Annotated in this window: 14 protein-coding genes; 5 read left to right on the plus strand and 9 right to left on the minus strand. The window is 67.1% G+C overall.

The features are described 5' to 3' along the window. Positions 1–215: 215 nt before the first annotated feature. From F1735_RS25870 to F1735_RS25880, 3 genes are all read right to left on the minus strand, one after another. A complete protein-coding gene (locus F1735_RS25870) occupies positions 216–1928 on the minus strand; it encodes a methyl-accepting chemotaxis protein (RefSeq protein ID WP_167239611.1) in 1713 nt (570 codons plus the stop codon). 122 nt (positions 1929–2050) lie between these two features. Beyond that, positions 2051–2572 carry a GNAT family N-acetyltransferase gene (locus tag F1735_RS25875; protein ID WP_187364364.1) on the minus strand — a complete coding sequence of 174 codons (522 nt, stop codon included), beginning with the start codon at positions 2570–2572 and terminating at the stop codon, positions 2051–2053. Then, positions 2572–3861 (minus strand): amidohydrolase family protein, encoded by a 1290-nt coding sequence (locus tag F1735_RS25880; RefSeq protein ID WP_167239612.1) that lies wholly within the window; start codon positions 3859–3861, stop codon positions 2572–2574. The genes F1735_RS25875 and F1735_RS25880 overlap by 1 nt, the downstream gene beginning before the upstream one ends. Positions 3862–4091: 230 nt before the next feature. Between F1735_RS25880 and F1735_RS25885 the strand changes: the two genes are divergently transcribed. The 3 genes from F1735_RS25885 to F1735_RS25895 all read left to right on the plus strand — a co-directional run bounded on the left by F1735_RS25885 (position 4092) and on the right by F1735_RS25895 (position 8701). Continuing rightward, on the plus strand, positions 4092–4901 hold the full coding sequence (locus F1735_RS25885; protein WP_167239613.1) for a phasin family protein: 810 nt from the start codon (positions 4092–4094) through the stop codon (positions 4899–4901). A 274-nt stretch (positions 4902–5175) separates the two neighbouring features. Continuing rightward, a complete protein-coding gene (locus F1735_RS25890) occupies positions 5176–6927 on the plus strand; it encodes an ABC transporter ATP-binding protein (RefSeq protein ID WP_167239614.1) in 1752 nt (583 codons plus the stop codon). Next, on the plus strand, positions 6917–8701 hold the full coding sequence (locus F1735_RS25895; RefSeq protein WP_167239615.1) for an ABC transporter ATP-binding protein: 1785 nt from the start codon (positions 6917–6919) through the stop codon (positions 8699–8701). The genes F1735_RS25890 and F1735_RS25895 overlap by 11 nt, the downstream gene beginning before the upstream one ends. Before the next feature lie 115 nt (positions 8702–8816). Here the strand turns inward: F1735_RS25895 and F1735_RS25900 are convergent, their stop codons facing one another. Then, positions 8817–10373 (minus strand): hypothetical protein, encoded by a 1557-nt coding sequence (locus tag F1735_RS25900; RefSeq protein ID WP_167239629.1) that lies wholly within the window; start codon positions 10371–10373, stop codon positions 8817–8819. Continuing rightward, positions 10373–11239 carry an ABC transporter ATP-binding protein gene (locus tag F1735_RS25905; RefSeq protein ID WP_167239616.1) on the minus strand — a complete coding sequence of 289 codons (867 nt, stop codon included), beginning with the start codon at positions 11237–11239 and terminating at the stop codon, positions 10373–10375. The genes F1735_RS25900 and F1735_RS25905 overlap by 1 nt, the downstream gene beginning before the upstream one ends. A gap of 293 nt (positions 11240–11532) precedes the next feature. Between F1735_RS25905 and F1735_RS25910 the strand changes: the two genes are divergently transcribed. Next, on the plus strand, positions 11533–13623 hold the full coding sequence (locus F1735_RS25910) for a tetratricopeptide repeat-containing diguanylate cyclase (RefSeq protein WP_167239617.1): 2091 nt from the start codon (positions 11533–11535) through the stop codon (positions 13621–13623). Positions 13624–13707: 84 nt separating this feature from the next. Here F1735_RS25910 and F1735_RS25915 read toward each other — a convergent pair whose 3' ends face one another. Then, complete coding sequence (locus F1735_RS25915) at positions 13708–14031, minus strand: hypothetical protein (protein WP_167239618.1); 324 nt, start codon at positions 14029–14031, stop codon at positions 13708–13710. 120 nt (positions 14032–14151) lie between these two features. Between F1735_RS25915 and F1735_RS25920 the strand changes: the two genes are divergently transcribed. Next, entirely contained in the window at positions 14152–16383 is a 2232-nt protein-coding gene (locus tag F1735_RS25920; protein ID WP_167239619.1) for a molybdopterin-dependent oxidoreductase, read from the plus strand. A gap of 12 nt (positions 16384–16395) precedes the next feature. Here the strand turns inward: F1735_RS25920 and F1735_RS25925 are convergent, their stop codons facing one another. From F1735_RS25925 to F1735_RS25935, 3 genes are all read right to left on the minus strand, one after another. Beyond that, positions 16396–16803: a hypothetical protein gene (locus tag F1735_RS25925; protein WP_167239620.1), complete on the minus strand. Its 408-nt coding sequence runs from the start codon at positions 16801–16803 to the stop codon at positions 16396–16398. A 129-nt stretch (positions 16804–16932) separates the two neighbouring features. Next, positions 16933–17853, minus strand: a complete 921-nt coding sequence (locus tag F1735_RS25930) for a hypothetical protein (protein WP_167239621.1) — start codon at positions 17851–17853, stop codon at positions 16933–16935. A gap of 4 nt (positions 17854–17857) precedes the next feature. Then, positions 17858–21499, minus strand: a complete 3642-nt coding sequence (locus tag F1735_RS25935; protein ID WP_167239622.1) for a tubulin-like doman-containing protein — start codon at positions 21497–21499, stop codon at positions 17858–17860. Positions 21500–21521 lie beyond the last annotated feature (22 nt).

The raw sequence follows: 21521 nt of genomic DNA on the forward strand, positions 1-21521 counted from the left end.
CGCTCCACGCTTCCTCCCCACAGTCGGTCGCCCTTCCGCAGTTGCGCTTCACTTCGCTCACTGTGGTCAGCTTGCGGGAGGACTTGCACCTCCAAGAGTGCGCCCATGCTGGGCGCACGTAAAAAAACCGGGAATCTTCCCGGTTTTTTGAAACTATTTCGTGAAATGTTTCAAGTTAAAGCTCTGACCCCGGTTGGGGGGCTCCGGCTGGGGGCTCAGAATTCTTCCCATTCCTTGTCGCCGGCGGCGACCGGGCGCGCCGGGGTGGCTTTGGCTTTGCCCGGCGCCAGCCGCACCGACGCCGCGCGCGCCGCCCGTTGCTGCGTGGTGCGCGCCGCCGGGGCCGCCGCCACGTGCTTGTTGCTGATCTTGAACACGCTGACCGCTTCGGCCAGGCTGGCCGCCTGCTGTTTCATCGCTTCGGCCGCCGCTGCCGCCTCTTCAACCAGCGCCGCGTTCTGCTGCGTGACCGTGTCCATCTGGGTGATCGCATCGTTGATCTGGTCGATCCCCACGTTCTGCTCGCCACTGGCGACGGCAATCTCGCCGATGATCGCCGTCACCCGCTGCACGCTGGCAACGACTTCGTTCATCGTGTTGCCAGCCTGCCCCACCAGCTTGCTGCCGGTTTCGACCTTGTCGACCGAGTCGCCAATCAGGGCCTTGATTTCCTTGGCGGCCGCCGCCGAACGCTGGGCCAGGTTGCGCACTTCCGACGCTACCACCGCAAAGCCGCGCCCCTGCTCGCCCGCCCGCGCCGCTTCCACCGCGGCGTTCAGGGCCAGAATATTGGTCTGGAAGGCAATCCCGTCGATCACGCCGATGATGTCCACGATCTTGCGCGACGATTCGTTGATCGAGCCCATGGTGTGGATCATTTGCGCCACCGCGTCGCCGCCGCGCACCGCCACCGTCGAGGCGTCGCCGGCAAGCTTGCTGGCCTGGGTGGCGTTTTCGCCGTTCTGTTTCACGGTCGAAGTCAGTTCTTCCATGGCCGAGGCAGTCTCTTCAAGCGAACTGGCCTGCGCTTCGGTGCGCGCCGACAAATCCTGGTTGCCCTCGGCGATCTCACTCGACGCGTTGGCAATCGCATCGGTGCCGGCGCGCACTTTGCCGACGATCTCGGCCAGGCTGTCGTGCATGTCCTTGAGCGACTTGAGCAGCATGCCGATTTCGTCGCTGCCGCGCGCTTCGATCGAGGTCGACAAGTCGCCGCTGGCGACGATGCGGGCGATATTGACCGCCTCGTTCAAGGGCCCGGTAATACTGCGCACCAGCCACACCATGATCACCGCGCCCACCACCACCGTCACCAGCACGATCACCAGCAGTTCGATGCTGGCCGCGCGTTCGGCGGCGGCCTGCTCCTTGCTCATGGCCACTGTCAGCGCCCGCGCCTCGGTGCCGATATAGCTGACGATGGCGTCGATCTTCTGGGTCGGCGCGCGGTCCATGCCCTTGACCAGCTTGTCGACGTTTTTGTAGCTGTCCGGATTGGCCCCATCGAACTTTTGCAGCGCGCCCAGGTAGTTTTTGCCCAGTTCGTCGGTGGCGCGGATGGCGTCGTCGACCAGCGGCGTTTTCAGCCCCAGCTCGCCGAGCAGGGAAGTGACCTTGGCCAGTTCGGCGCGGGTGGTCTCGCCGCTCTTGCGGAACGAGGCGCTGTATTTTTCGAGCTGGGCCGCGTCCGAACCGCGCAGCAGGATGTTTTTCCATTCCTGCACCTGGATCTTGAATTCGACCTGGGCGCTGCGCGCCGTGTCGACCGCTTCGGTGAGCTTGGCGGCGCGCTGCATCGCCAGCGCACTCTTGGCGTTGGCGCCGGACAGCGCCGTCCAGGCGCCTATGCCCACCAACAATAATGCGGCAAAAAAGAACACGCCGAGCGCACCGAGGCGCACGGCAATTCGGAGGTTGGCGAGTTTCATGGGCTCTCTCGGCTGGTTGGGGGAATCGCCGCAGCGCCTGTAAAGACGCTTGCATTGCCAAGCAATCATGCACTGGTGAAAGACAAAAAGAAATACGTTTTCGTTAACTGACAACAAGTATTTCAGGCAGTTGCACACAGTTGCATCGCATACAGCCGGGTGCCGGGATCTTCCTGTGTAAGGTGGACAATCTTGTCAAAACGCAGGCCGAGTTTTTCGAGCAGCGCGCCGGACGCCGTGTTGTGCGGCGAGGTGATCGCCAGCAGGCGCGCCAGTCCCAGGCGCTCGCGCGCGTACCCGACCACGGCGCGGGCCGCCTCCACGGCATAGCCCTGGCCGCGCCAGCCCGGCAGGAAGGCGTAGCCGAGGTCGACCTCGGGCAAGGTGTCGCGCTTGATCAGGCCGCACATGCCGATCGGCGCGCCGCTCTCCTTGTGCGCCACCAGCCAGATGGCGTGGCCCAGCGCGGCCTGCATGCGCACCGGCCCATTGTCGATGTGCGTGCGCGCCGCCTCCAGCGTGCGGATGCCGCGGTCGCCGATGTGGCGCAGGAAATCGGGATCGTTGACCAGCTCCAGGTAGAACGGCGCATCGGCCGCTTCCACGGTGCGCAGCACCAGGCGTGCGGTATCGAGGATCTTCATCAGGGCGCGCCGGAACTCAGCCCGAGGCGAAAATTGGTGCCGGCCGGGCGTCCCGGCAGGTGCAGGGTCGCTCGCGCGCGCGGCGCTTCGCTCACCACCACGCCGCGCCGGATCACCATGCGCCGCGCCGCCCGCAGGCGGATCGCTTCGACCGTGCTGGCGGCGTCGAGCAGCACCAGGTCGGCGTGGCAGCCGGGCGCAATCCCGTAGCCTTCCAGTCCGAGAATGCGGGCCGGGACCTCGGTCACCGCCAGGAAGCACTGGTGCATCGCCTCCTGCCCCGTCATCTGCGCCACGTGCAGGCCCATGTGCGCCACTTCCAGCATGTCGCCCGAGCCCAGGCTGTACCACGGGTCCATCACGCAGTCGTGGCCAAAGGCGACCTGCACGCCGGCGGCGATCAGCTCGGGCACGCGCGTCATCCCGCGCCGCTTGGGGTAGCTGTCGTGCCGTCCCTGCAGGGTGATGTTGATCAGCGGGTTGGCGATCGCCGCCACGCCCGCCTCGCGCATCAATGGCAGCAGCTTGCTCACATAGTAGTTGTCCATCGAGTGCATCGAGGTCAGGTGCGAGCCGGCCACCCTGCCCTGCATGCCGAGGCGCTGCGTTTCGAAGGCCAGCGTTTCGATATGGCGCGACATGGGGTCGTCCGATTCGTCGCAGTGCATGTCCACCCGCAGCCCCTGCCCGGCCGCATACTCGCACAGCAGGCGCACCGAGGCCGCCCCCTCGCTCATGGTGCGCTCGAAATGGGGAATCCCGCCCACCACGTCCACCCCCATCCCGATGGCGCGCTTGAGGTTGTCGAAGGCGGTGGCGCTGCGCAAGATCCCGTCTTGCGGAAACGCGACCAGTTGCAGGTCGAGATAAGGCGCCACCCGGCGCCGCACTTCGAGCAGCGCTTCCACCGCCAGCAGGCGATCGTCGCAAATGTCCACGTGCGAGCGGATCGCCAGCAGGCCGCGCGCCACCGCCCAGTCGCAGTACTGCATGGCGCGTTCGACCAGCGCGTCCTGGGTCAGGGCGGGTTTCAGTTCGCCCCACAGCGCGATCCCTTCGAGCAGGGTGCCCGAGCGGTTCACGCGCGGCAGGCCGTAACTCAAGGTGGCGTCCATGTGGAAGTGGGCGTCGACGAAGGGCGGCGTCACCAGGTCGCCGCCGGCGTCGATCTCGCGCGCGCCGCGCACCGCCAGGCCGGGACCGACGGCGGCGATGCGCCCGTTCTCGACCGCGATATCGACCTGAAGGCGCCCGTCGGGCAGGCTGGCGTTGCGAAGTACGAGATCCATCGAAAGGCTCCTTGAAAACGACGTTAGCGGGCCTGCTGATTGTAGCGAATCGGGCACAACTTGGGGCGCGCGCGCGCGTGTTTGTCATGCCGTCGTCATGCCAATAAGATAAATGCTGCGTTGCAAGATATTTTCGTGAGCACAGTTGAAAAATTGCTTTTCAAGGCTGGCAATCATGGATAGACTTAGCAATATTGCAGCGCGTCATAAAACACTTCCAAGGAACCCCCATGAGCAACCTTCCAGAACAGTTTTCCGCAGCACGCAAAGCCCAGCTCGACGCCCAGCTCGACGCTTTCCGCCATTTCTCCGGTAAAGCGGTAGAAAATACCGAGAAGCTGATTGCCCTGAACCTCAAAACGACGCGCGCCAGCGTCGAAAAATCGACGGCCGCCATCCAGCAGTTGCTGACCGCCAAGGACCCGCGCGAGCTGTTTGCGCTCACGGCGCACAGCCGCGACGGTTTCGACACCCTGCTCGCCTACAGCCGCGCCCTGTTCGGCATCGCCGGCAACGCGCGCGTCAATGCGCCCGGGTCGTCCATCCTGTCGGCCCTGGCCGCGCCAGCCGCAGTGCGCGAACCGGCCAACGATGAAGCGCATGGCGCCGACGACGAGGATTACAGCGAGGATTACGACGAACAGGCCGACGACGGCGACTCCGAATCCGCATCGGTGCGCGGGGTCGCGCCGGATGCGCACGAGTCCCACGATGCGCACGAGTCCCGCGATGCGCACGACTCGCACGACGTGCGCGACGAGCCGATCATCGTCAGCCTGCGCGCGGCCGACGAACCCGAGGCCGATCCCTTGCCGCTGGCCGAGGCCACGCCGATCGCGCGCGCCGCCGCCAGCATGGCCGCCAGCCCGGTGCATGACACGCCTGCCGCCGCGCCCCTGGCGGCCGACGACGCCATCCAGATCGACGTCTCCGGCATCAAGCCGGTCGACGCCACGCCGCCGGCGGGCACGTATCCGGGCAAGCCGGGCAACGGCAAACCGGGCGAATCGTCCAGCTCGAAAGGCGCGCGCAGGAAGTGACGGTAATGCCCTGGCAGCCTGTCGGACTGGGGGAGTCGAAGCGAAAAAATGGCTGGGCGAGGCCAGATTTTGACGATGTCGCAGTGCCAATAGCGAGCTATTGGCCGAGAAAGCGGCGAAATATCGACCGTCCCAGGTATTTTTGCAGCCGACGATCCCAAGTCCGACAGGCTGCGAGCACGGGCGGCCTCTGCGCCAAGTTGCCAAAAGTAGTAAATTGACGGGCTTCGGCCCGTTTTTTTCGTCCGGGCGCAACATCCAAGGAACGTATTCAATGACTTTATCGCGCCTCGTAGGCAGCTTCGTGCGCCGCCATTGGCGCTCGTATATCTCGTCGGCCTTCATGCTGGCCGGCGTGGCGGCCCTCACTGTCTGGATCCCGCGCAAGATCGGCACCCTGATCGACGGCCTGGCCGCCCACAGCCTGACGCGCGACGACCTGCTGCTGGGACTATTCCAACTGCTCGGCATGGGCGTGGCCATCTACCTGCTGCGGGTCGGCTGGCGCCTGCGCCTGTTCGCCGCCGCCTACCGGCTCGGGGTCGAACTGCGCACGCGCTTTTATGCGCGCCTGTCGGCCCAGGGGCCGGCCTTCTACCAGCAGCAGCGCACCGGCGACCTGATGGCGCTGGCCACCAACGACATCGACGCCATCGAAATGGCGGCCGGCGAAGCCATGCTGGCCGGCTTCGACGGCACCCTGACCCTGATCATGGTACTGGGGATCATGACGCTCGGCGTCGACTGGCGCCTGGCCTGCATGGCCCTGCTGCCCTTTCCGTTCATGGCGTTCGCGTTCTGGCGCATCTCCAGCCATATCCACGTGGCGGCCACCGAGTCGCTGCAGCGTTTTTCGAGCCTGAACGACCATGTGCAGGAAGCCCTGTCGGGCGTGCGCACCCTGCGCGCGCTGGGCCTGGAGCAGCGCAGCGCGACCCAGTTTGGCGAACTGGCCGCGTGCGCCGCCGACGCCAGCCTGCGCGCCCAGAAATGGGAAGCCGCTTACGAGCCGGCCGTCGGCCTGACCCTGACCGCCGCCAGCGCGCTCACGCTCGGCCTGGGCGGCTACCTGGTGTGGCACAACCAGCTCACCATCGGCGCGCTGACCAGCTTTTCCATGTACCTGGGCCAGTTGATCTGGCCGATGTTCGCGGCCGGCTGGGTGCTCTCGCTGATCGAACGCGGTCGCGCGGCGCTGGCGCGCGTGCAGCCCCTGCTCGAGACGCCCCTCTCGGTGGACGACCATGGCAAGCTCGCCACCCTGGCGCCCGGTCCGCTGGTGCTCGAGCAGGTCGGCTACACCTACAGCGGCCAGGCCATCGCCGCGCTGGCCGATGTGTCGTGCAGCATCGCGCCCGGCCAGACCCTGGGCCTGGTGGGACCGACCGGCTCCGGCAAGTCGACCCTGCTGCGCGTGCTGCTGCGCCAGGCCACGCCGCAGGCCGGCAGCGTCACCTGGGGCGGCCAGCCGCTGGCCGGCTACACCCTGGCCACCTTGCGCGCGGCGATCAGCTGGGTGCCGCAGGAGTCGTTCCTGTTCTCGGCCACCATCGCCGAAAACATTGCGCTGGCCCGGCCCGACGCCTCGCGCGCGCAGATCGAACACGCGGCCCACATGGCCGCCATCCACGAAGATATCCTGCGCTTCCCGCAAGGGTACGACACGCCGGTGGGCGAGCGCGGCATCACCCTGTCGGGCGGCCAGCGCCAGCGCGTGGCGATCGCCCGCTCGCTGCTGGCCGACAGCACCCTGCTGCTGCTCGACGACGCCCTCTCGGCGGTCGATACCGGCACCGAAACGCGCATCCTCGAACACCTGGAGGAACTGCGGCGCGCGCGCCCCGAGCGCAGCGTGATCATCGCCAGCCACCGCCTGTCGGCGGTGGTCAATGCCGACTTCATCGTGGTGCTGCGCGACGGCCGCATTACCGAATCGGGCACCCACGAGGCCCTGCTCGAACGCGACGGCTGGTACGCCAGCCAGTGGCGCTATCAACAACTGGAGGCCAGCCTCGATGCAATCTGATACCACCGCCAAAGCCATGCCGGCGCAGGCCGCGCAAGCGATCGGCCTGTTGCGCCGCGCCGCCCAACCCGACCGCCGGCATTTGCTGTGGGCGACCCTGTGGCTGATTCTCGCGGCCGGCCTGGAAGTGATCGGCCCGATCCTCGGCAAGGCCCTGATCGACGAACACCTGCTGCCGCGCCACCTCGATTTTCCGCGCATGGCCATGCTGCTCGGCGCCATGCTGGTGAGCGGCTGGATCGCCAGCTGGCTGCGCTACCTGCAACTGGTGCGCCTGTCGGGCCTGGCCATGCGTTCGGTGCAGCGCCTGCGCGAATGGGTGTTCGGCCACGTGCTGCGCCTGCCGATGGCGTTTTTCGATCGCGCCATCACCGGCCAGTTGATCAGCCGCGTGACCAACGACACCGAGGCCGTCAAGACGCTCTACATCCAGGTGCTGTTCGTGATCCTCGACAGCAGCATCGTGCTGGTCGGGACCATGATCGCCATGGCCTGGCTCGACTGGCGCCTGATGCTGATCGTGCTGGCCCTGGTGCCGGCGGTGGTGGTCATCGTGTTCGTCTACCAGCGCCTGTCGGCGCCGGCGGTGACCCGCGCGCGCGCCCTGCGCAGCGACATCAACGGCCAGATCGCCGAATCGATCGGCGGCATGAGCGTGCTGCAGGCGAACAACGCGCAAGAACGCTTCGGTGCCCGCTTCGGCGCCACCAACGAGGCGCACTACAAGGCGCGCCTGGCCGAACTGCGCGCCAACGCCTTTTTGCTGCGCCCCGCGCTCGACCTGCTCAATGTGATCCTGCTGGCGGTGGTGATCTACAGCTTCGGCCGGCGCGAAATGAATGCGCTCGAAGTCGGGGTGCTGTACGCCTTCATCAGCTACATCGCGCGCGTGGTCGAACCGATGATCCAGATTACGATGCAGTTCAGCGGCTTGCAGCAAGCCGTGGTGGCGACCGCGCGCGTGTCGGCCTTGCTGGGCGAAGCCGGCGCGCCGGAACACGACAGCGGCCGTGCGCCGCCTCCCGCGGTGGGGGCGCCGGACGCGCCGGCGGTGCGCATCCGCGACCTCAGCTTCGGCTACGCGCCCGGCCAGGACGTGCTGCACGGCCTGAACCTGGACGTGCCGCAGGGCGCCTTCTTCGGCATCGTCGGCCACACCGGCAGCGGCAAGTCGACCCTGCTGTCGCTGCTGCTGCGCTACTACCCGTCGCGCCCCGGCGCCATCGAAGTACACGGCCAGCCGCTGGCGGCCATCGGCAACGAGCGTTTCCGCTCCGAGGTGGGACTGGTGCCGCAGGACCCGTTCCTGCTGGCGGCGTCGGCGCGCGAGAACATCGACATGGGACGCGGCCTGTCGCAGCAAGCCATCGAAACGGCGGCGCGCGCGGCCCATGCGCACGACTTCATCGCCGCGCTGGAAGACGGCTACGATACGCCGCTCGGCGAAAGCGGCTCGCGCCTGTCGACCGGCCAGAAACAGCTGATCGCGATTGCGCGCGCGCTGGCCGGCCAGCCGCGCATTTTGCTGCTCGACGAAGCGACCTCGCATATCGACAGCGCCACCGAGCAGGTGGTGCAGGAAGCCTTGAACGAACTGCGCGGACGGGTGACCATCATCGCCATCGCGCACCGCCTCTCGACCATCCGCGAGGCCGACCGCATCGTGGTGCTCAATCACGGCCGCATCTCGGAAGCCGGTTCGCACGACGAGTTGATGCAGGTCGACGGCGGCCTGTACCAGCGCCTGTACCTGTTGCAGCAACTGGCGGCGTAGGGTCTCTCTGGCTGAGTCGTAGCGAGAGCCGCGATTGTTTCGTCGTTCCTGCGCGGGAACGACGTATCGAAGCTATCGAAATAGAATATGTTCGCGTTGTTTAGTCAGACCGATCCTAGCGCGCCAGGCGGCTGGCGTTGTACAGGTAGCCGCCGGCCAGCGCCAGCGCGCCCACCAGCGCGTACAGCGCCACCGAGTGCAGGTTGGCGGCGCCATTGAAGCCCACCGCGTCGATCCTCGGCGCCTCGGTGGCGTTGAGCGCCACGTAGAACCAGAACAGGAACAGCGACAGGAACAGGCGCGCCGTCCTGGCGCAGCGGCCGAACAGGCTGGCCAAGGCCGACAGGCTGGCCACGCCCACCACCAGCGCCAGTGCCCGCAGCGGCTCGGTGAAGGCCCAGCGCAGCGCCACCGGCCCCATGAACATCAAGCCAAGCAGCACGCTGGCGGCATACTGGCGCAGGTAGCGCAAGGCCACCCCGCCGCTCACCGTACCGCTCAGGTCTTCGGTGGCCCCCGCGTAATCGCGGGTACTGATGTCGCCCACCACGATGCCCCACAACGCCACCGCCGCCATCAGCAGCGCCGGCAGGGCGTTGATCGGTGCGAATACGGCGGCGCCCGCACACAGGACAAACGCCAGCAGCGCGGCAGGGGCGATGATGAAGGTCAGCGCGAGGTCGGCCAGCACCTGGCCGGCCAGCCCCGGCACGCGCGCGGCCAGCGCCAGCAAGGGATTGGCCAGCACGGCCAACGGGCGCAGTGCGGCATTGACCAGCGCCAATGGCGTGCGGCGCAGGCGGGCGCGCCCGGGCTTGACCCGGTCCGGCGAATAGCGGTGGAACAGCCACCAGGCCGGCAACAGCGGCGCGAGCGCCAGCACGGCCGACGCGGCGCGCAGCCCCATCATGCGCGCGCTCCACAGCAGCGGCGGCAGCGACACGGGCGCCAGCGCGGCGTCGAAAGGGCTCGACCCGATCGAGAAATCGGCGCCGCTCACAAACCCATGCACCGCCGCCACCGCCACCGCCAGCCCCGAAAAATCGAACACCATCATTGCCGGGACCTCGCTGCTGCCGCTTTGCGTCATCAACACCAGCTGCGCTATCCACAGCATGAAGAACAGCAGATCGCCGCCCTTGCCCATCAGCGGCGCCCAGCTGTCGAACAGGATCGCGCAGCTGGCCGCGAACAGCACCATCGGCACCATCAACAGCGCGTAGGTTTGCAGGTAGACCAGCGGTTCGAGCGGACCGTCGCCGCGCAGCGCGTGCAGCACCAGCATGGTCAGCATGAAGGCGGCCACCAGCGCGCCGAGGTAGGCGCAGGCGCCCAGCCAGCGCCCGGCCAGGAACAGCGCGCTGCCGACCGGGGTGGCGCCGATCACGCCGCCGATGCCGCTGCGCAGGTCTTCGCTCATGCGCCCTCGCACCAGGTAAAAACCGCCAAGGCCGAACAGCAAGGCGCCCAGGGTGGCGCTGCCCAAAGCCAGCGCGGAACTGGTGTAGAGCACGCGCGCCTTGTTAAACACCAGCAGCGCATTGCCGCTGGCGGGGTCGGCGATCATCGCCCAGCTCAGCGCCACCACCGCCAGCAGCGCCACCACGGTCGAGGTGCGCCGCATGCGCAGGCGTACCTCGTTGAGCGCCAGCGCGCGCAGGATGAAGAGCATCACGCCGCCGCCTTCAATGCGTGGCGCTGGGCGACGAGCGCTTCTTCCAGGGTCGGTTCGGCCACGCGCGCGCCGGCGCACGGCGAGGCGCCATGCACGATGCGCAGCGCCACCTGCTCGCCCTCGCGCTGCGCGTGCAGCACAGTCACCCTGGCGCGCAGCAGTTCGTAGTCGGCCGCGCCGACATTGGCCGACCAGATGCGCCCGCGCGCCTGCTCGAGCAGGGTGCGCGGCGTTTCGCAGGCGATCAGCTTGCCCGCGTCCATGGTGGCCAGCCGGGCGGCGATGGTTTCGACGTCGGACACGATGTGGGTCGACATGATCACCAGCTTGGTCGATCCGAGTTCGCCCAGCAGGTTGCGAAAGCGCAGGCGCTCCTCGGGATCGAGGCCGGCGGTGGGCTCGTCGACGACCAGGATGTCGGGGTCGTTCAGCAGCGCCTGGGCGATGCCGAGGCGGCGCCGCATGCCGCCCGAGAACGAGGCCGCCGGGCGCCTGGCCTGTTCATGCAGGTTGACCAGTTCGAGCAGGTGCTTGATGCGGCCTGGATCGCGCACGCCCTTGAGGGCGGCGAAATACTGCATGAATTCGAGGGCCGACAGGTTCGGATACACGCCGAAGTCCTGCGGCAGGTAGCCGAGCCGGCCCCGGATATGCTGCGGGCGCGCCACGATATCGACGCCGTCGAACAGGATCTGGCCGCCGCTCGGGCGCGTGAGCGTGGCGATCATCTGCATCAGGGTGGTCTTGCCGGCGCCATTGTGGCCGATCAGGCCGACCACGCCGCGCTCGAGCGAGAGGCTCACGCCATCGACCGCGTACACCTTGTTACCGAAAGTTTTGACCACATTGCGCAGTTCGAGCATGGTGTTTCCTGACATGTTGAAAGATGGGCTTGTACGGAATGTAAGCCAAACGCGCGGCGCCGGGCGGCAAATGCGACAGACGGCCAAATCGCGGTCATCAAGCGCCGCCGAGGGCGTCGTACCGGACCAACACTTCCATGCCAAAGCGTCATCGAAACACCCGTTCCTGCCATTTAAATGTGCATTTAGGGGCACAATCTAAGTACCGGTGGAACTTTCCCGCTTGCAACAAGAATATAATTGAGCGCAGTTTTCCCGTTCGGAAAGCACCGGTGTTCACATGAAGGAACGTGATGTTGGCAGGTTTATCAGACACCCCGCCGGGCCGCCAGGTCCGCGTGCTGCTGGCATCGCTATGCCTGGTGTCGGGTCTCGCCCAGGCCCAGCATCCGGCGCTCGATGCGCGCCTGGTGGAGATCCGCGAAATCAACCGCTACGTTCCGCCCAAGGCGCTGGGCGCGCTGCGCCGGATCGAAACCGAGGCGCGCGCCGCGCCGGTGCGCACCAAGGCCGATTTCCTGGCCCAGCTGTGCCTGGCCCTGCGCGGCTTGAACCAGGTGCCCGAAGCGCTGGCCGCGGCCGAGGAACTGATCGCCTTCGGGCGCGACACGAAGGACAATGTGGTCAAGGCCAAGGGGTTGCTGACCAAGGCTTACGTGGTCTCGCGCATGGACCAGCTGGCGCTGTCGCACCAACTGGCGTGGGAGGGCGAAAAGATCGCCAACACCACCGACGACATGGCACTGCGCGTGCAGGCCGCGATCACCTCCGGCCAGGCCTACGCGGAAGACGGCAATTTTCCGGCCGCGATGGGCAAGATGCAGACCGCGCTGACCCTGGCGCGCCAGTACGGCCAGCCGATCCCCAAGGTCCAGGCGCTCAATGCGCTGGCCATCCTGTACGGCCAGTTGAACGAGCATGACAAGGGTTTCGAGGCGCTGGACGAAGCCACCGCGCTGGCCGAGCAAACCGATTCGCCGGGGCGCCTGGCGACCCTGAAGGATACCGAATACGGCCTGGCGGTCGAAACCAACCAGCCGCAGCGCGGCCTGCGCGCCCTGCTGGCGGGGCTCGAGTACGAGCGCCAGATCGGCGCCGAGGCGATGATCGCCGGGTCGCTGGTGAACCTGTCCGACAGCTACCTGAAGCAGCACGATTATGCGCGCACCCTGTCGTACGCAAACCAGGCCTTGAAGGCCGGGCGCAGCCTGAACGACGACAGCACCGTGGCCACCGCGCACCTGAACCTGGGCCAGGCGCACCTGGGCCTGGGCAGCCTGGTCGAGGGCAAGCGCCATTTCGACATGGGCCTGGCCTGGTACGAAAAGGTCGGCGACAAGCCGGAATTGCAGGAAGTGCTGATGGAATACGGCGCCGCGCTCGAACGCGCCGGCGACATGGCGGGCGCGGTCAAGGCCTATCACCGCGAGCGCGCGCTGTCGAACGAGCTGTTTGAAAAACGGCGCCAGAAAGCCACGCTCGAACTGCAGGAAAAGTACGAGACCGAAAAGAAGCAGCGCCAGATCGAACTGTTGAGCCGCGAAAACCAGCTCAAGACGACCGAAATCGACAACCGCCGCCTGCAGCAGCGCGTGTGGTGGCTGCTGGCGGTGGTCTTTGCGCTGGCCGCGCTGGTGGTCGGCATCCTGTACCGCAAGGTGCGCCACGCGAATGCCCAGCTCAAGGTCAAGAACCTGGAACTGAAGCAGCAAAGTTCGCGCGATCCGCTCACCGGTTTGTACAACCGGCGCCACTTCCAGGAGTTCATGCGCGGCCACCTGCAGGTGGAAAAACGCGGCGCCGGCACTTCGGGCGAAGAAATCGTCGGCGCCCTGTTCCTGCTCGACGTCGACCACTTCAAGCACGTCAACGACAGCCACGGCCACGCGGCCGGCGACGCCGTGCTGAAAATGATCGCCGCCAGCCTGCGCGACATCCTGCGCGAGACCGACATGATCGTGCGCTGGGGCGGCGAAGAATTCCTCGCCTTTTTGCCGGCCATCCCGCGCAGCGGCGTCGAGGAAATCGCACGGCGCCTGCTGACCGGGATTTCGCAGCAGGCCATCGACTACCAGGACAAGCGCCTGTCGGTGAACGTGTCGATCGGCTTCGCGCCGTTTCCGCTGGTGCCGGGCAACGATGCGCTGCCGTGGGAACGCGCCGTCAACCTGGTCGACATGGCGCTCTACCTGGCCAAGGCGCACGGGCGCAACCGCGCCTACGGCGTGCGCGGCTTCGCCAACTTCGAAAAGACCACGATGGAAAACATCGAGCAGGACCTCGAGCGCGCCTGGGGCGCCGGCTACGTCGACATGTCGATCGTGCTCGGCACCTGGCCGGAATCGAAAAACGCGGCCACGCCGCCGAAGCTGACCATCGTCTGACATGCCGTCCATGCACGCCTCGTTCGCCAGGCGCCGGGCGGCCTGACAGCGGGCTTGCTGCGGCGTGCCTGCGTGCCTGCGTGCCTATTTGCGCGCCGATTCCTGGATCTTCTCGCCCGCCTGCTCCACCTTCTTGCCAACGTTCTCGGTGGCCCGGTCCAGGCCCTTGCTGGCGTCCAGGGTCGCCTCCTCGATCTTGTCGCCGGTGGCCTTGGCCGCATCGGTGATCTTCTTGCCCGCTTCCTCGGCCTTGTCGACGTTGGCCTTCAGGTTGGCGCCGACGGTGTCGCCGGCTTGATCGATATTGGCGCCGGCCTTCTGCGCCGGTCCCATGCCCTGCTCGTCCTTGTGGCAGCCGGCCAGCGCGGCGAGCATCATGGCGCAGCCGATGAGCGATGTGATTTTCATGATTTCCCCTACGGTTGTTGTTGCTCAGTAGCATACACCGGCGCCCGACATTCCGGTTGACAGTCGGGCCCCGAATGCAGACAATCGCACGACCGTTCGATTTTTTGGAAAGTGCTCGCCATGACCTTGTCCGCCTCCCCGCCCGCCACCCGCGCGCACCGCATTTGCCCGTTTTGCGAAGCGTGCTGCGGGCTTGAACTCGACCTCGAAGAGAACAAGGTGGTGCGCATCCGCGGCGACGCCAACGACGTGTTCTCGCATGGCTTTTTGTGCCCCAAGGCGATCGGCCTGAAAGACCTGCACGACGATCCCGACCGCCTGCGCACGCCGCTGATCAAGCGCAATGGCGTCTTTGAACCAGCCACCTGGGACCAGGCCTACGCCGAAATCGAACGCCGCCTGCCGCCGGTCATCGCCGCCGGCGGCGCCAACGCCGTGGCCACGGTGCTGGGCAACCCGGTGTCCCACAAAATGAGCCTGCTGCTGTACTTCCCGCGCCTGGCGCGCGCGCTCGGCACCCGCAATATGTTCTCGGCGTCGAGCGTGGACCAGGTGCCGAAGATGCTCTCAAGCGGATTGATGTTCGGCAGCTGGCTGTCGGTGCCGGTGCCGGACATCGAGCGCTGCGACTTTCTGCTCATATTGGGCGCCAACCCGATGGTCTCGAACGGCAGCCTGTGGACCGTGCCGGACTTTCGCGGCAAGGCCAAGGCCCTGCGCGCGCGCGGCGGCCAGCTGGTCGTGGTCGATCCGCGCCGCACCGAAACGGCCGACGTGGCCGACGCCCACCACTTCATCCGCCCCGGCGCCGATGTCTTCTTTTTGCTGGGGATCGTACACGCGCTGTTCGACCAGCAACTGGTGCGCCTTGGCCGGCTGGCTGAACACACCGTGGGCCTGGAACAGCTGGAGGCGGCGGTGCGCGAATACGCGCCCGAACTGGTGGCGGCGCGCTGCGGCATCGAGGCGGCCACCATGCGCCAGCTGGCGCGCAGCCTGGCCAACACGCCGCGCGCGGCCATCTACGGCCGCATCGGCACCTGCACCCAGCAATTCGGCACCTTGTGTTCGTGGCTGATCGATGCGATCAACGTGCTGACCGGGCACCTGGACCAGGAAGGCGGCGCCATGTTCCCGAAAGCGGCCGCGTTTTCGGCCAACACGCGCGGCGCGCCGGGCATCGGGCGCGGCGTGGTCACGGGGCGCTATCGCTCGCGCGTCTCGGGCGCGGCCGAAGTGTCGGGCGAACTGCCGGTGACCTGCCTGGCCGAAGAAATCGACACGCCCGGCCCCGGCCAGGTACGCGCGCTCATCGCCATCGCCGCCAATCCGGTGCTGTCGGCGCCGAACGGGGCGCGCCTGGCCCGTGCGCTCGACGGGCTCGATTTCATGGTCAGCCTCGATATCTACCTGAACGAAACCTCGCGCCACGCCGACGTGATCCTGCCGGGCGTCCCGCCGCTGGAGGACGCCCATTACGACGTCAGCTTCACCCAGTTCTCGCACCGCAATCACGCCCGCTTCAGCGCGCCGGTGCTGGCGCGCGCGCCGGATCAGCCGCACGAATGGCAAAGCATGATGCGCATCGCCGCCATCGTCAAAGGACTGGGCGCCGCGGCCGACATCGACGCGCTCGACGACGAGCACATGCAGGAAGACCTGGCGCGCGTGGCCGGTCCGGCGGCGCCCGCGCTGATGGCGGCCCTGGGCAGCGCGCGCGGCGCCGAACGCATGCTCGACCTGGCGCTGCGCAGCGGCCCGTACGGCGACCAGTTCGGCAAACATCCGGACGGGCTGACCCTGGCGCGCCTGAAGGCGACGCCGTCCGGCATCGACCTGGGGCCGATGAGCAGCCGCATCCCGGAAGCGCTGCGCACGCCCTCGGGCAAGATCGAACTGGCGCCGCAGCTGCTGCTCGACGACCTGGCGCGCGCCAGGGCCGACCTGCGCGCGCCGGCGCCGGACCTGGTCATCGTCGGGCGCCGCCAGCTACGCTCGAACAACAGCTGGATGCACAACCTGCCGGTGCTGGCCAAGGGCGCCTACCGCTGCACGGCGCTGGTCCATCCGCTTGACGCGGCGCGCCTTGGCCTGGTCGATGGCGCCATGGCGCAGATCCGCAATGGCGAACGGATGATCGAGGCGCAGGTGGAGATATCGGCGCAGATGATGGCGGGCGTGGTCAGCCTGCCGCATGGCTGGGGCCATGACCTGGAAGGCACGCAGATGCGGGTGGCGGCCGAACGGCCGGGGGTGAACCTGAACGCGCTGCTGGACGAGAACCTGCGCGACCCCTTGTCGGGCAACGCGGTCCTGTCGGGGATTGCAATCGAGATGCGCCCGCTGGTGTAAAGCCGCCTGCGCTCAGCGCAGTTCGACCGCGTATTCGACCGGGGCCTGTTCGACGAAGCGCATGACCTGGTTATCGCGTTTGCCGCGTGCGACCCTGGCCGGCGCATCGGCGCCGCGCGGGCGCGCGCTGGCGGCGCTGGATCCGCCCGCCGCCCCTGGCGTGCGCGCGAGCGTCACCCAGCGTTCCACGCCGGCCGCCACTTCATCGTTCTGGCGCGCGGCATCGATGCTCCACTGGCTCGCGCGGAACTGGGCGTAGCATTTTTCCCACGCCCGCACCTGGTCGTCGATGCGGCGCGCGGCCTGGATCGATACCGATTTGTCGGGAAACTCGGGCGTGACGCAATCGAAGCTGGCAGCTTGCACCGATGCTGCACCGCAGGCCAGCGCCAGCGATGGGAAAATTCTGCTGAGCGCCATCGACGTCTCCGGTGAAGTGGAAAACGTGATCGTAGACCAAGAAGCAACATTTCGGCAAGAACTTTGGCAATCTTTACAAAAAAGATACATGTCTGACGAGTTGCCGCGCGCTGCGCGCTTGAATTGTACTTACATGCAGCGGTCGTTGATCCACTCGCGTCCCGCCCCCACGCAATGGCGCATGTCCGTGAGCAGGCGGTCGGCGTGCTTTTTGAAGGCGGCGCATTCGCGACTGCCGTCGACCATGGCGATGCAGGTTTCCAGCTTGTCGGAGGCGGCCTTGTAATTGCCCTGCGCCAGTTCACGCTCCGCTTCGGCGATCAGGTTGCGCGCCGACTGGCCGGCCGGGCGTTCGATCACAGGACGTTCCAGCACCGGCGCGGCGGGTTTGACCGGCGCAGGCAGCGTGTCGCGTTTGGGCGCGCTCTTGGCCTTGGCGCCGCGCGCGCGTTTGCGCTCGCAGGCACTGGCGGCCGCGCCGATCGACGACTGCAGGCGGTCAAGCTGGGCCTCGCTGGCCTTGTCGCGCCTGAGCGCGTCCAGTTCGGCCCTGGCCTCCTTGATATTGCAATCCTCGGCCTGCAAAGTCGCCTGCTCGATGCGCGCCTCGAACTTCTTCGGCTCCGGCCTGGCCATGAACCAGATGCCGGCCAGGACGGCGAGCGCCATCAGCCAGTAACGCAGGCGGATCGGTTTGCGCAGCGCGGGCCCGGACGGCGCGGCGCGCGGCACGGCTTTGGGCGGCGCCGGAGGGACGGCGGCGGCGGCGGGACCGGGGATCGGCGGCGGAGGAGGAGCGGCGGCGGCGGGGCCGGGCCGGGCCGGCGCAAGCGGCACGTCCTGCACGAACGCCGGCGCTTCAACCGCTGGCGCGACGCAGGCCGCCACGGGCGGCGCGGGCGCAGGTTCGCTCACGGCGGCGGATGCCGGCCTCAACGCGCCCTCGTGCTGGGCGGCGCCGCAGTACGGGCAAAAATCGACCCGGCGCGGCATCGGGCGCGCGCAGGCGGCGTGGATGCAGCGGTAGATCACTTGGTCTTGCAGGTTCATGGCGTCAGTCCGGATCGGGTATGTCGTTGTCGGGGTCCGGGATGGCATCGTCGAACAGGGAGGCCAGCTCCGGCAGTTCGCCCGCGCTCTTCCACTTGTCGGCCTTGGGATTCCACTGCATGTTCCAGACCTTGGTCTGCGGCCCCGTTTCCGCGCGAGCGATGCGCAGCGCGATCTCGTCGATCGAGAACGGTCCCTGCTGCGCGCCGTTGAGGAACAGTTTATAGCGTGCGCCCGCTGCCTGCGGCGGCGGCGGCGCCACCGCGCGTGCGGCCAGCGCCTGCGCCGCCTCGGGCTCGCTGGCCAGGAAGGCCGCGCGAATGGCGCGCTTGTCGACCGATTTTTCCACTTCCCAGGCGTAGGCGTCGCTGGCCGAACCGGGCACCGGTTCGGTCCACTCGGCGAGCGAGGCGCCGGCGGCGTCGATATCGCGCTGCGCCAGCGCCGGATTCATGGCGCGCGCGCGCTTGAACCACTCTTCGTACAGACGGCGCGCGGTGATGTTCGGCAGCGACGGCGACGGCAGCTGGGCGCCGGTTTCATCGACTTCGAGCTTCGGTTCATACACGCGCTGCTGGAAGTGGCGCATCAGGGTCGCCAGCATGGTGAACTGGTTCGGTCCCAGCCTGGCCAGGCGCTGCTGCACGGCGGCGATGACCTGCTCGCGGTAGTACGGCGGCAGGCCGTTGGAGCGGATCGCGAACTCGTTGCCGATCTGGAGCCACTCGCCGGAACCCGGTTCGACTTCGAACAGGTACTGCCCGCGCGGCTGGAACGACGCTTCGCGGTCGGCCAGGTCGCTCTTGCGGCGGATCACGCCGAGCGCGTTGGCCTGCAAGAACCACTCGTAATCGTCGGCCAGGCGGTTCAGTTCATCCATCGATGGCGAAATCGGATGGCGGAAGCGCGTCGCGTCGAAATGCAGGTGGGTCGGAATCTTGGGGTTTTCGATCTGGTACGAAGTGCGCCAGGTCGGCAGGCCGCGCAGCACCGTCATCGGAAAGCCCGACAGCTCGATGTAGCACACCGCCTTGCCGCTAATGCCGGTGTTGACCACCGAAACCAGGTCGCCATGAAAGGAGCCGGCCGGCACGGCGGCGCGAATTTCGGTCTCCATCAGGCGCCAGGCGTTGACGTCGCCCACCCCGATGAAGCACTTGAACTGGTCGGCCCTGGGCGTGAACTCGGCGGAAAAGCGCGCGTTCATCCACGGCATCGCGCTTTTGAGCCACTCGCCGAAAATGCGCGCCCGCTCTTGCGGCGACATGGCGCCGAGGCGTTCGAGCAGGGGATCGACCGGTTCGGCGTCGTCCAGTTCTTCCACGCTGAGCTGGGTCTGGGCGCGGCGGAACAGCTTGAGCAGCAGGCTGGCGCGCAGTTTTTCGTCGCCCAGTTGCGGGAACAGGCGCGCCGAGCCGCCGAATTCGAGCAACACTTCCTCGCTCCAGGCGTGGATGTCGCCGCTCAGTGCCACCGGGTCGGGCAGGATGTCGCTGGCCAGCTTGATGTAGGTCGCGTGCTCGTGGCGCGCCTCGGCGCGCAGCTGGTCGATGCGCTGGTCGACCGCGCCGAGCATGGCCTGCACGCAGCGGCGTCCCTCCTGGAATTCGCCGGCGATGCCGCTCCACACGGGCTGCCCCTGTTCATCGGTGCTTTGCGGGTCGCCCAGCCAGGACGACATGGTGCGCATGACCTCGATCGACTGGCCCGCCGCCACCGCCAGCAGGTGGAAACGCAGGTAGTCGGCAATGTCGCGCTTGAGGTGGGCCATCACTTCGCGCGCCTGCGCATCCTTGCCGAACAGGCGGCTGGCCGCCTGCGACAGGTTGCCGAGCGACTCCTCGACCTGGCGCGTGCGCAGCGCGTCGCGGATGTCGCGATAGCGCTTGCCATTGCGTTCGGCGTTGCCCAGGTCGCGCTGCAGCAGGCGCGCCTTGATCTGTTCCAGCAGCGAGAGCACGAATTCCAGGCCGCCCTGCTTGCGGTCGTCCAGCAGCGCGTACAACTGGGTGCGCGCGCGGCCCTTGAGGCGCGTGGTCAGTTCAAGCGTATGGCGCTTGATGCGGTCTTCGCTCGTTTCGGCGGTGGCGCCGGCTTCGCGGATGGCGTCGCGCTCCAGGTGCGGCAGCAGCTCGGCCACTTTTTCGCGCCACACGCCCAGGTCGTACGAGGCCATGATGCGGTCCATCTCGAGCTGCACCTTGCTCTCGACCCGTTCCAGCAGCGAACGCTGGTCCTTGTCCATCAGCAGCTGGTCGGTCAGCGCGTATTCCTGGAACGGGGTCAGGTCGACCGTGCCCTTTTTGAAGTCGGGGAATTCGTCGAACGGATGCTCGCTCATCGACATCTGCTCGCGCATGAAGACATCGCGCTCCTGGTCGCCCGCGCGGCGCGAAACCAGCTGTTCGAGCCCGCGGCCACTGGCCCCGTGCTCGCCAGCCAGGCCGAAGAAGGCCTTGACCATCAGCGCGGCCAGTTCGTAGGCGCGGATATCGTCGCGCAGGCTTTGCTGGGTGTCGAGCACCGCCTGGCCGAAGGCCGAATACACCTTGGAGTACGACAGGCGCATGTCGCCGAAGCGCTGTTCCGGCACGCGCGGGTTGAACGGCCCGAGCTTGTGCTGCTGCTGGTTGACCGCGATCGAGCGCTTGCGGTTGGCAAAATCGGCCGAGGCGAAGTCTTCGAACAGGGTGTCGGCCACCATCTGGTAGACATCCTTGACGTCGGCCGTCGCCTTGTTGGCCAGGTTGGCGGTATCGACGAAATACACATCGTCGAAGGGCGCGCCCTTGCCGACCAGGTTGTCCGGCTCGGCCCAGCGGACTTGCGCGTTCATATCGCGCATGGTCGTCTCGAGCTCCATCAGGGTGGCGTAGGCGTTGGCCTCGGTGCGCTCCTTGTTGGCCTTGGCGAAACCGGACGGCATGAACAGGACCAGGTCGACCTGGTTGTCGGACACTTCCTGGCGCGCGATGGCCTTGGAAATCCAGCCCAGGTCGATGGCGCTGCCGGCGCCCGTGCCGCCCGCGCACGAGGCGATGACGACGATGCGGAACTTGGACGTATCGACCTGGAGCCCCAGGCGCTGGTAGGTTTCCTTGCGCTCGTTGCCGGCGTTACTGCTCAAGAAATTGAGGGCGCCCTTGATGCGCCCGCGCAGCTTGGGATACTTGTCGAACAGGTACAGGCGCGCCAGCGCGCGGATCTGGCCCGCGCCCTTGGACGGGTCGATCCCGAGCGAGCGCAGTTTTTTGGGCCGCAGCGGCATCCAGTTTTCGATCAGCGGAAAGCGCGCCAGGCTGTCGTCGGACTCGTGATACTGGGGCAGGTCGAGCGACTCGACCAGGCGCTCGTCGTCGGCCAGCTTGACCAGCTCGTACCAGGGGTCGGTGCGCTGCGATTTTCCTTCGTCGATGACGGCGTTGTTATCGAGGTCGAAGTGCAGGAAGCGCGCGACCGGGAACTGCGCGATCGATTCGACGCGGGTCGGGTTGTGGCGGTTCCAGACCTCCGACAGGATGCGGCGGCGAATCCGCAGCATCACTTCCATGCCGGTGCCGCCGGCGCCGATGAACAGCGTGGGCCGCAGGTCGACCTTCAGTTCGGCCTTGGCCGCTGCGCTGCCGGTGTTGGGAAATTCTGCCATTGTCATTGTCTTTCAATCATTG

Origin of the sequence: Massilia genomosp. 1, from assembly GCF_011682185.1 — a bacterium.
GTDB lineage: Bacteria > Pseudomonadota > Gammaproteobacteria > Burkholderiales > Burkholderiaceae_D > Telluria_A > Telluria_A rubra.

Bases quoted from the DNA above. Each gene is read 5' to 3' on its own strand.
- F1735_RS25870 (WP_167239611.1), bottom strand. From the start codon at position 1,928: ATGAAACTCGCCAACCTCCGAATTGCCGTGCGCCTCGGTGCGCTCGGC.
- F1735_RS25875 (WP_187364364.1), bottom strand. From the start codon at position 2,572: ATGAAGATCCTCGATACCGCACGCCTGGTGCTGCGCACCGTGGAAGCG.
- F1735_RS25880 (WP_167239612.1), bottom strand. From the start codon at position 3,861: ATGGATCTCGTACTTCGCAACGCCAGCCTGCCCGACGGGCGCCTTCAG.
- F1735_RS25885 (WP_167239613.1), top strand. From the start codon at position 4,092: ATGAGCAACCTTCCAGAACAGTTTTCCGCAGCACGCAAAGCCCAGCTC.
- F1735_RS25890 (WP_167239614.1), top strand. From the start codon at position 5,176: ATGACTTTATCGCGCCTCGTAGGCAGCTTCGTGCGCCGCCATTGGCGC.
- F1735_RS25895 (WP_167239615.1), top strand. From the start codon at position 6,917: ATGCAATCTGATACCACCGCCAAAGCCATGCCGGCGCAGGCCGCGCAA.
- F1735_RS25900 (WP_167239629.1), bottom strand. From the start codon at position 10,373: ATGCTCTTCATCCTGCGCGCGCTGGCGCTCAACGAGGTACGCCTGCGC.
- F1735_RS25905 (WP_167239616.1), bottom strand. From the start codon at position 11,239: ATGCTCGAACTGCGCAATGTGGTCAAAACTTTCGGTAACAAGGTGTAC.
- F1735_RS25910 (WP_167239617.1), top strand. From the start codon at position 11,533: ATGTTGGCAGGTTTATCAGACACCCCGCCGGGCCGCCAGGTCCGCGTG.
- F1735_RS25915 (WP_167239618.1), bottom strand. From the start codon at position 14,031: ATGAAAATCACATCGCTCATCGGCTGCGCCATGATGCTCGCCGCGCTG.
- F1735_RS25920 (WP_167239619.1), top strand. From the start codon at position 14,152: ATGACCTTGTCCGCCTCCCCGCCCGCCACCCGCGCGCACCGCATTTGC.
- F1735_RS25925 (WP_167239620.1), bottom strand. From the start codon at position 16,803: ATGGCGCTCAGCAGAATTTTCCCATCGCTGGCGCTGGCCTGCGGTGCA.
- F1735_RS25930 (WP_167239621.1), bottom strand. From the start codon at position 17,853: ATGAACCTGCAAGACCAAGTGATCTACCGCTGCATCCACGCCGCCTGC.
- F1735_RS25935 (WP_167239622.1), bottom strand. From the start codon at position 21,499: ATGGCAGAATTTCCCAACACCGGCAGCGCAGCGGCCAAGGCCGAACTG.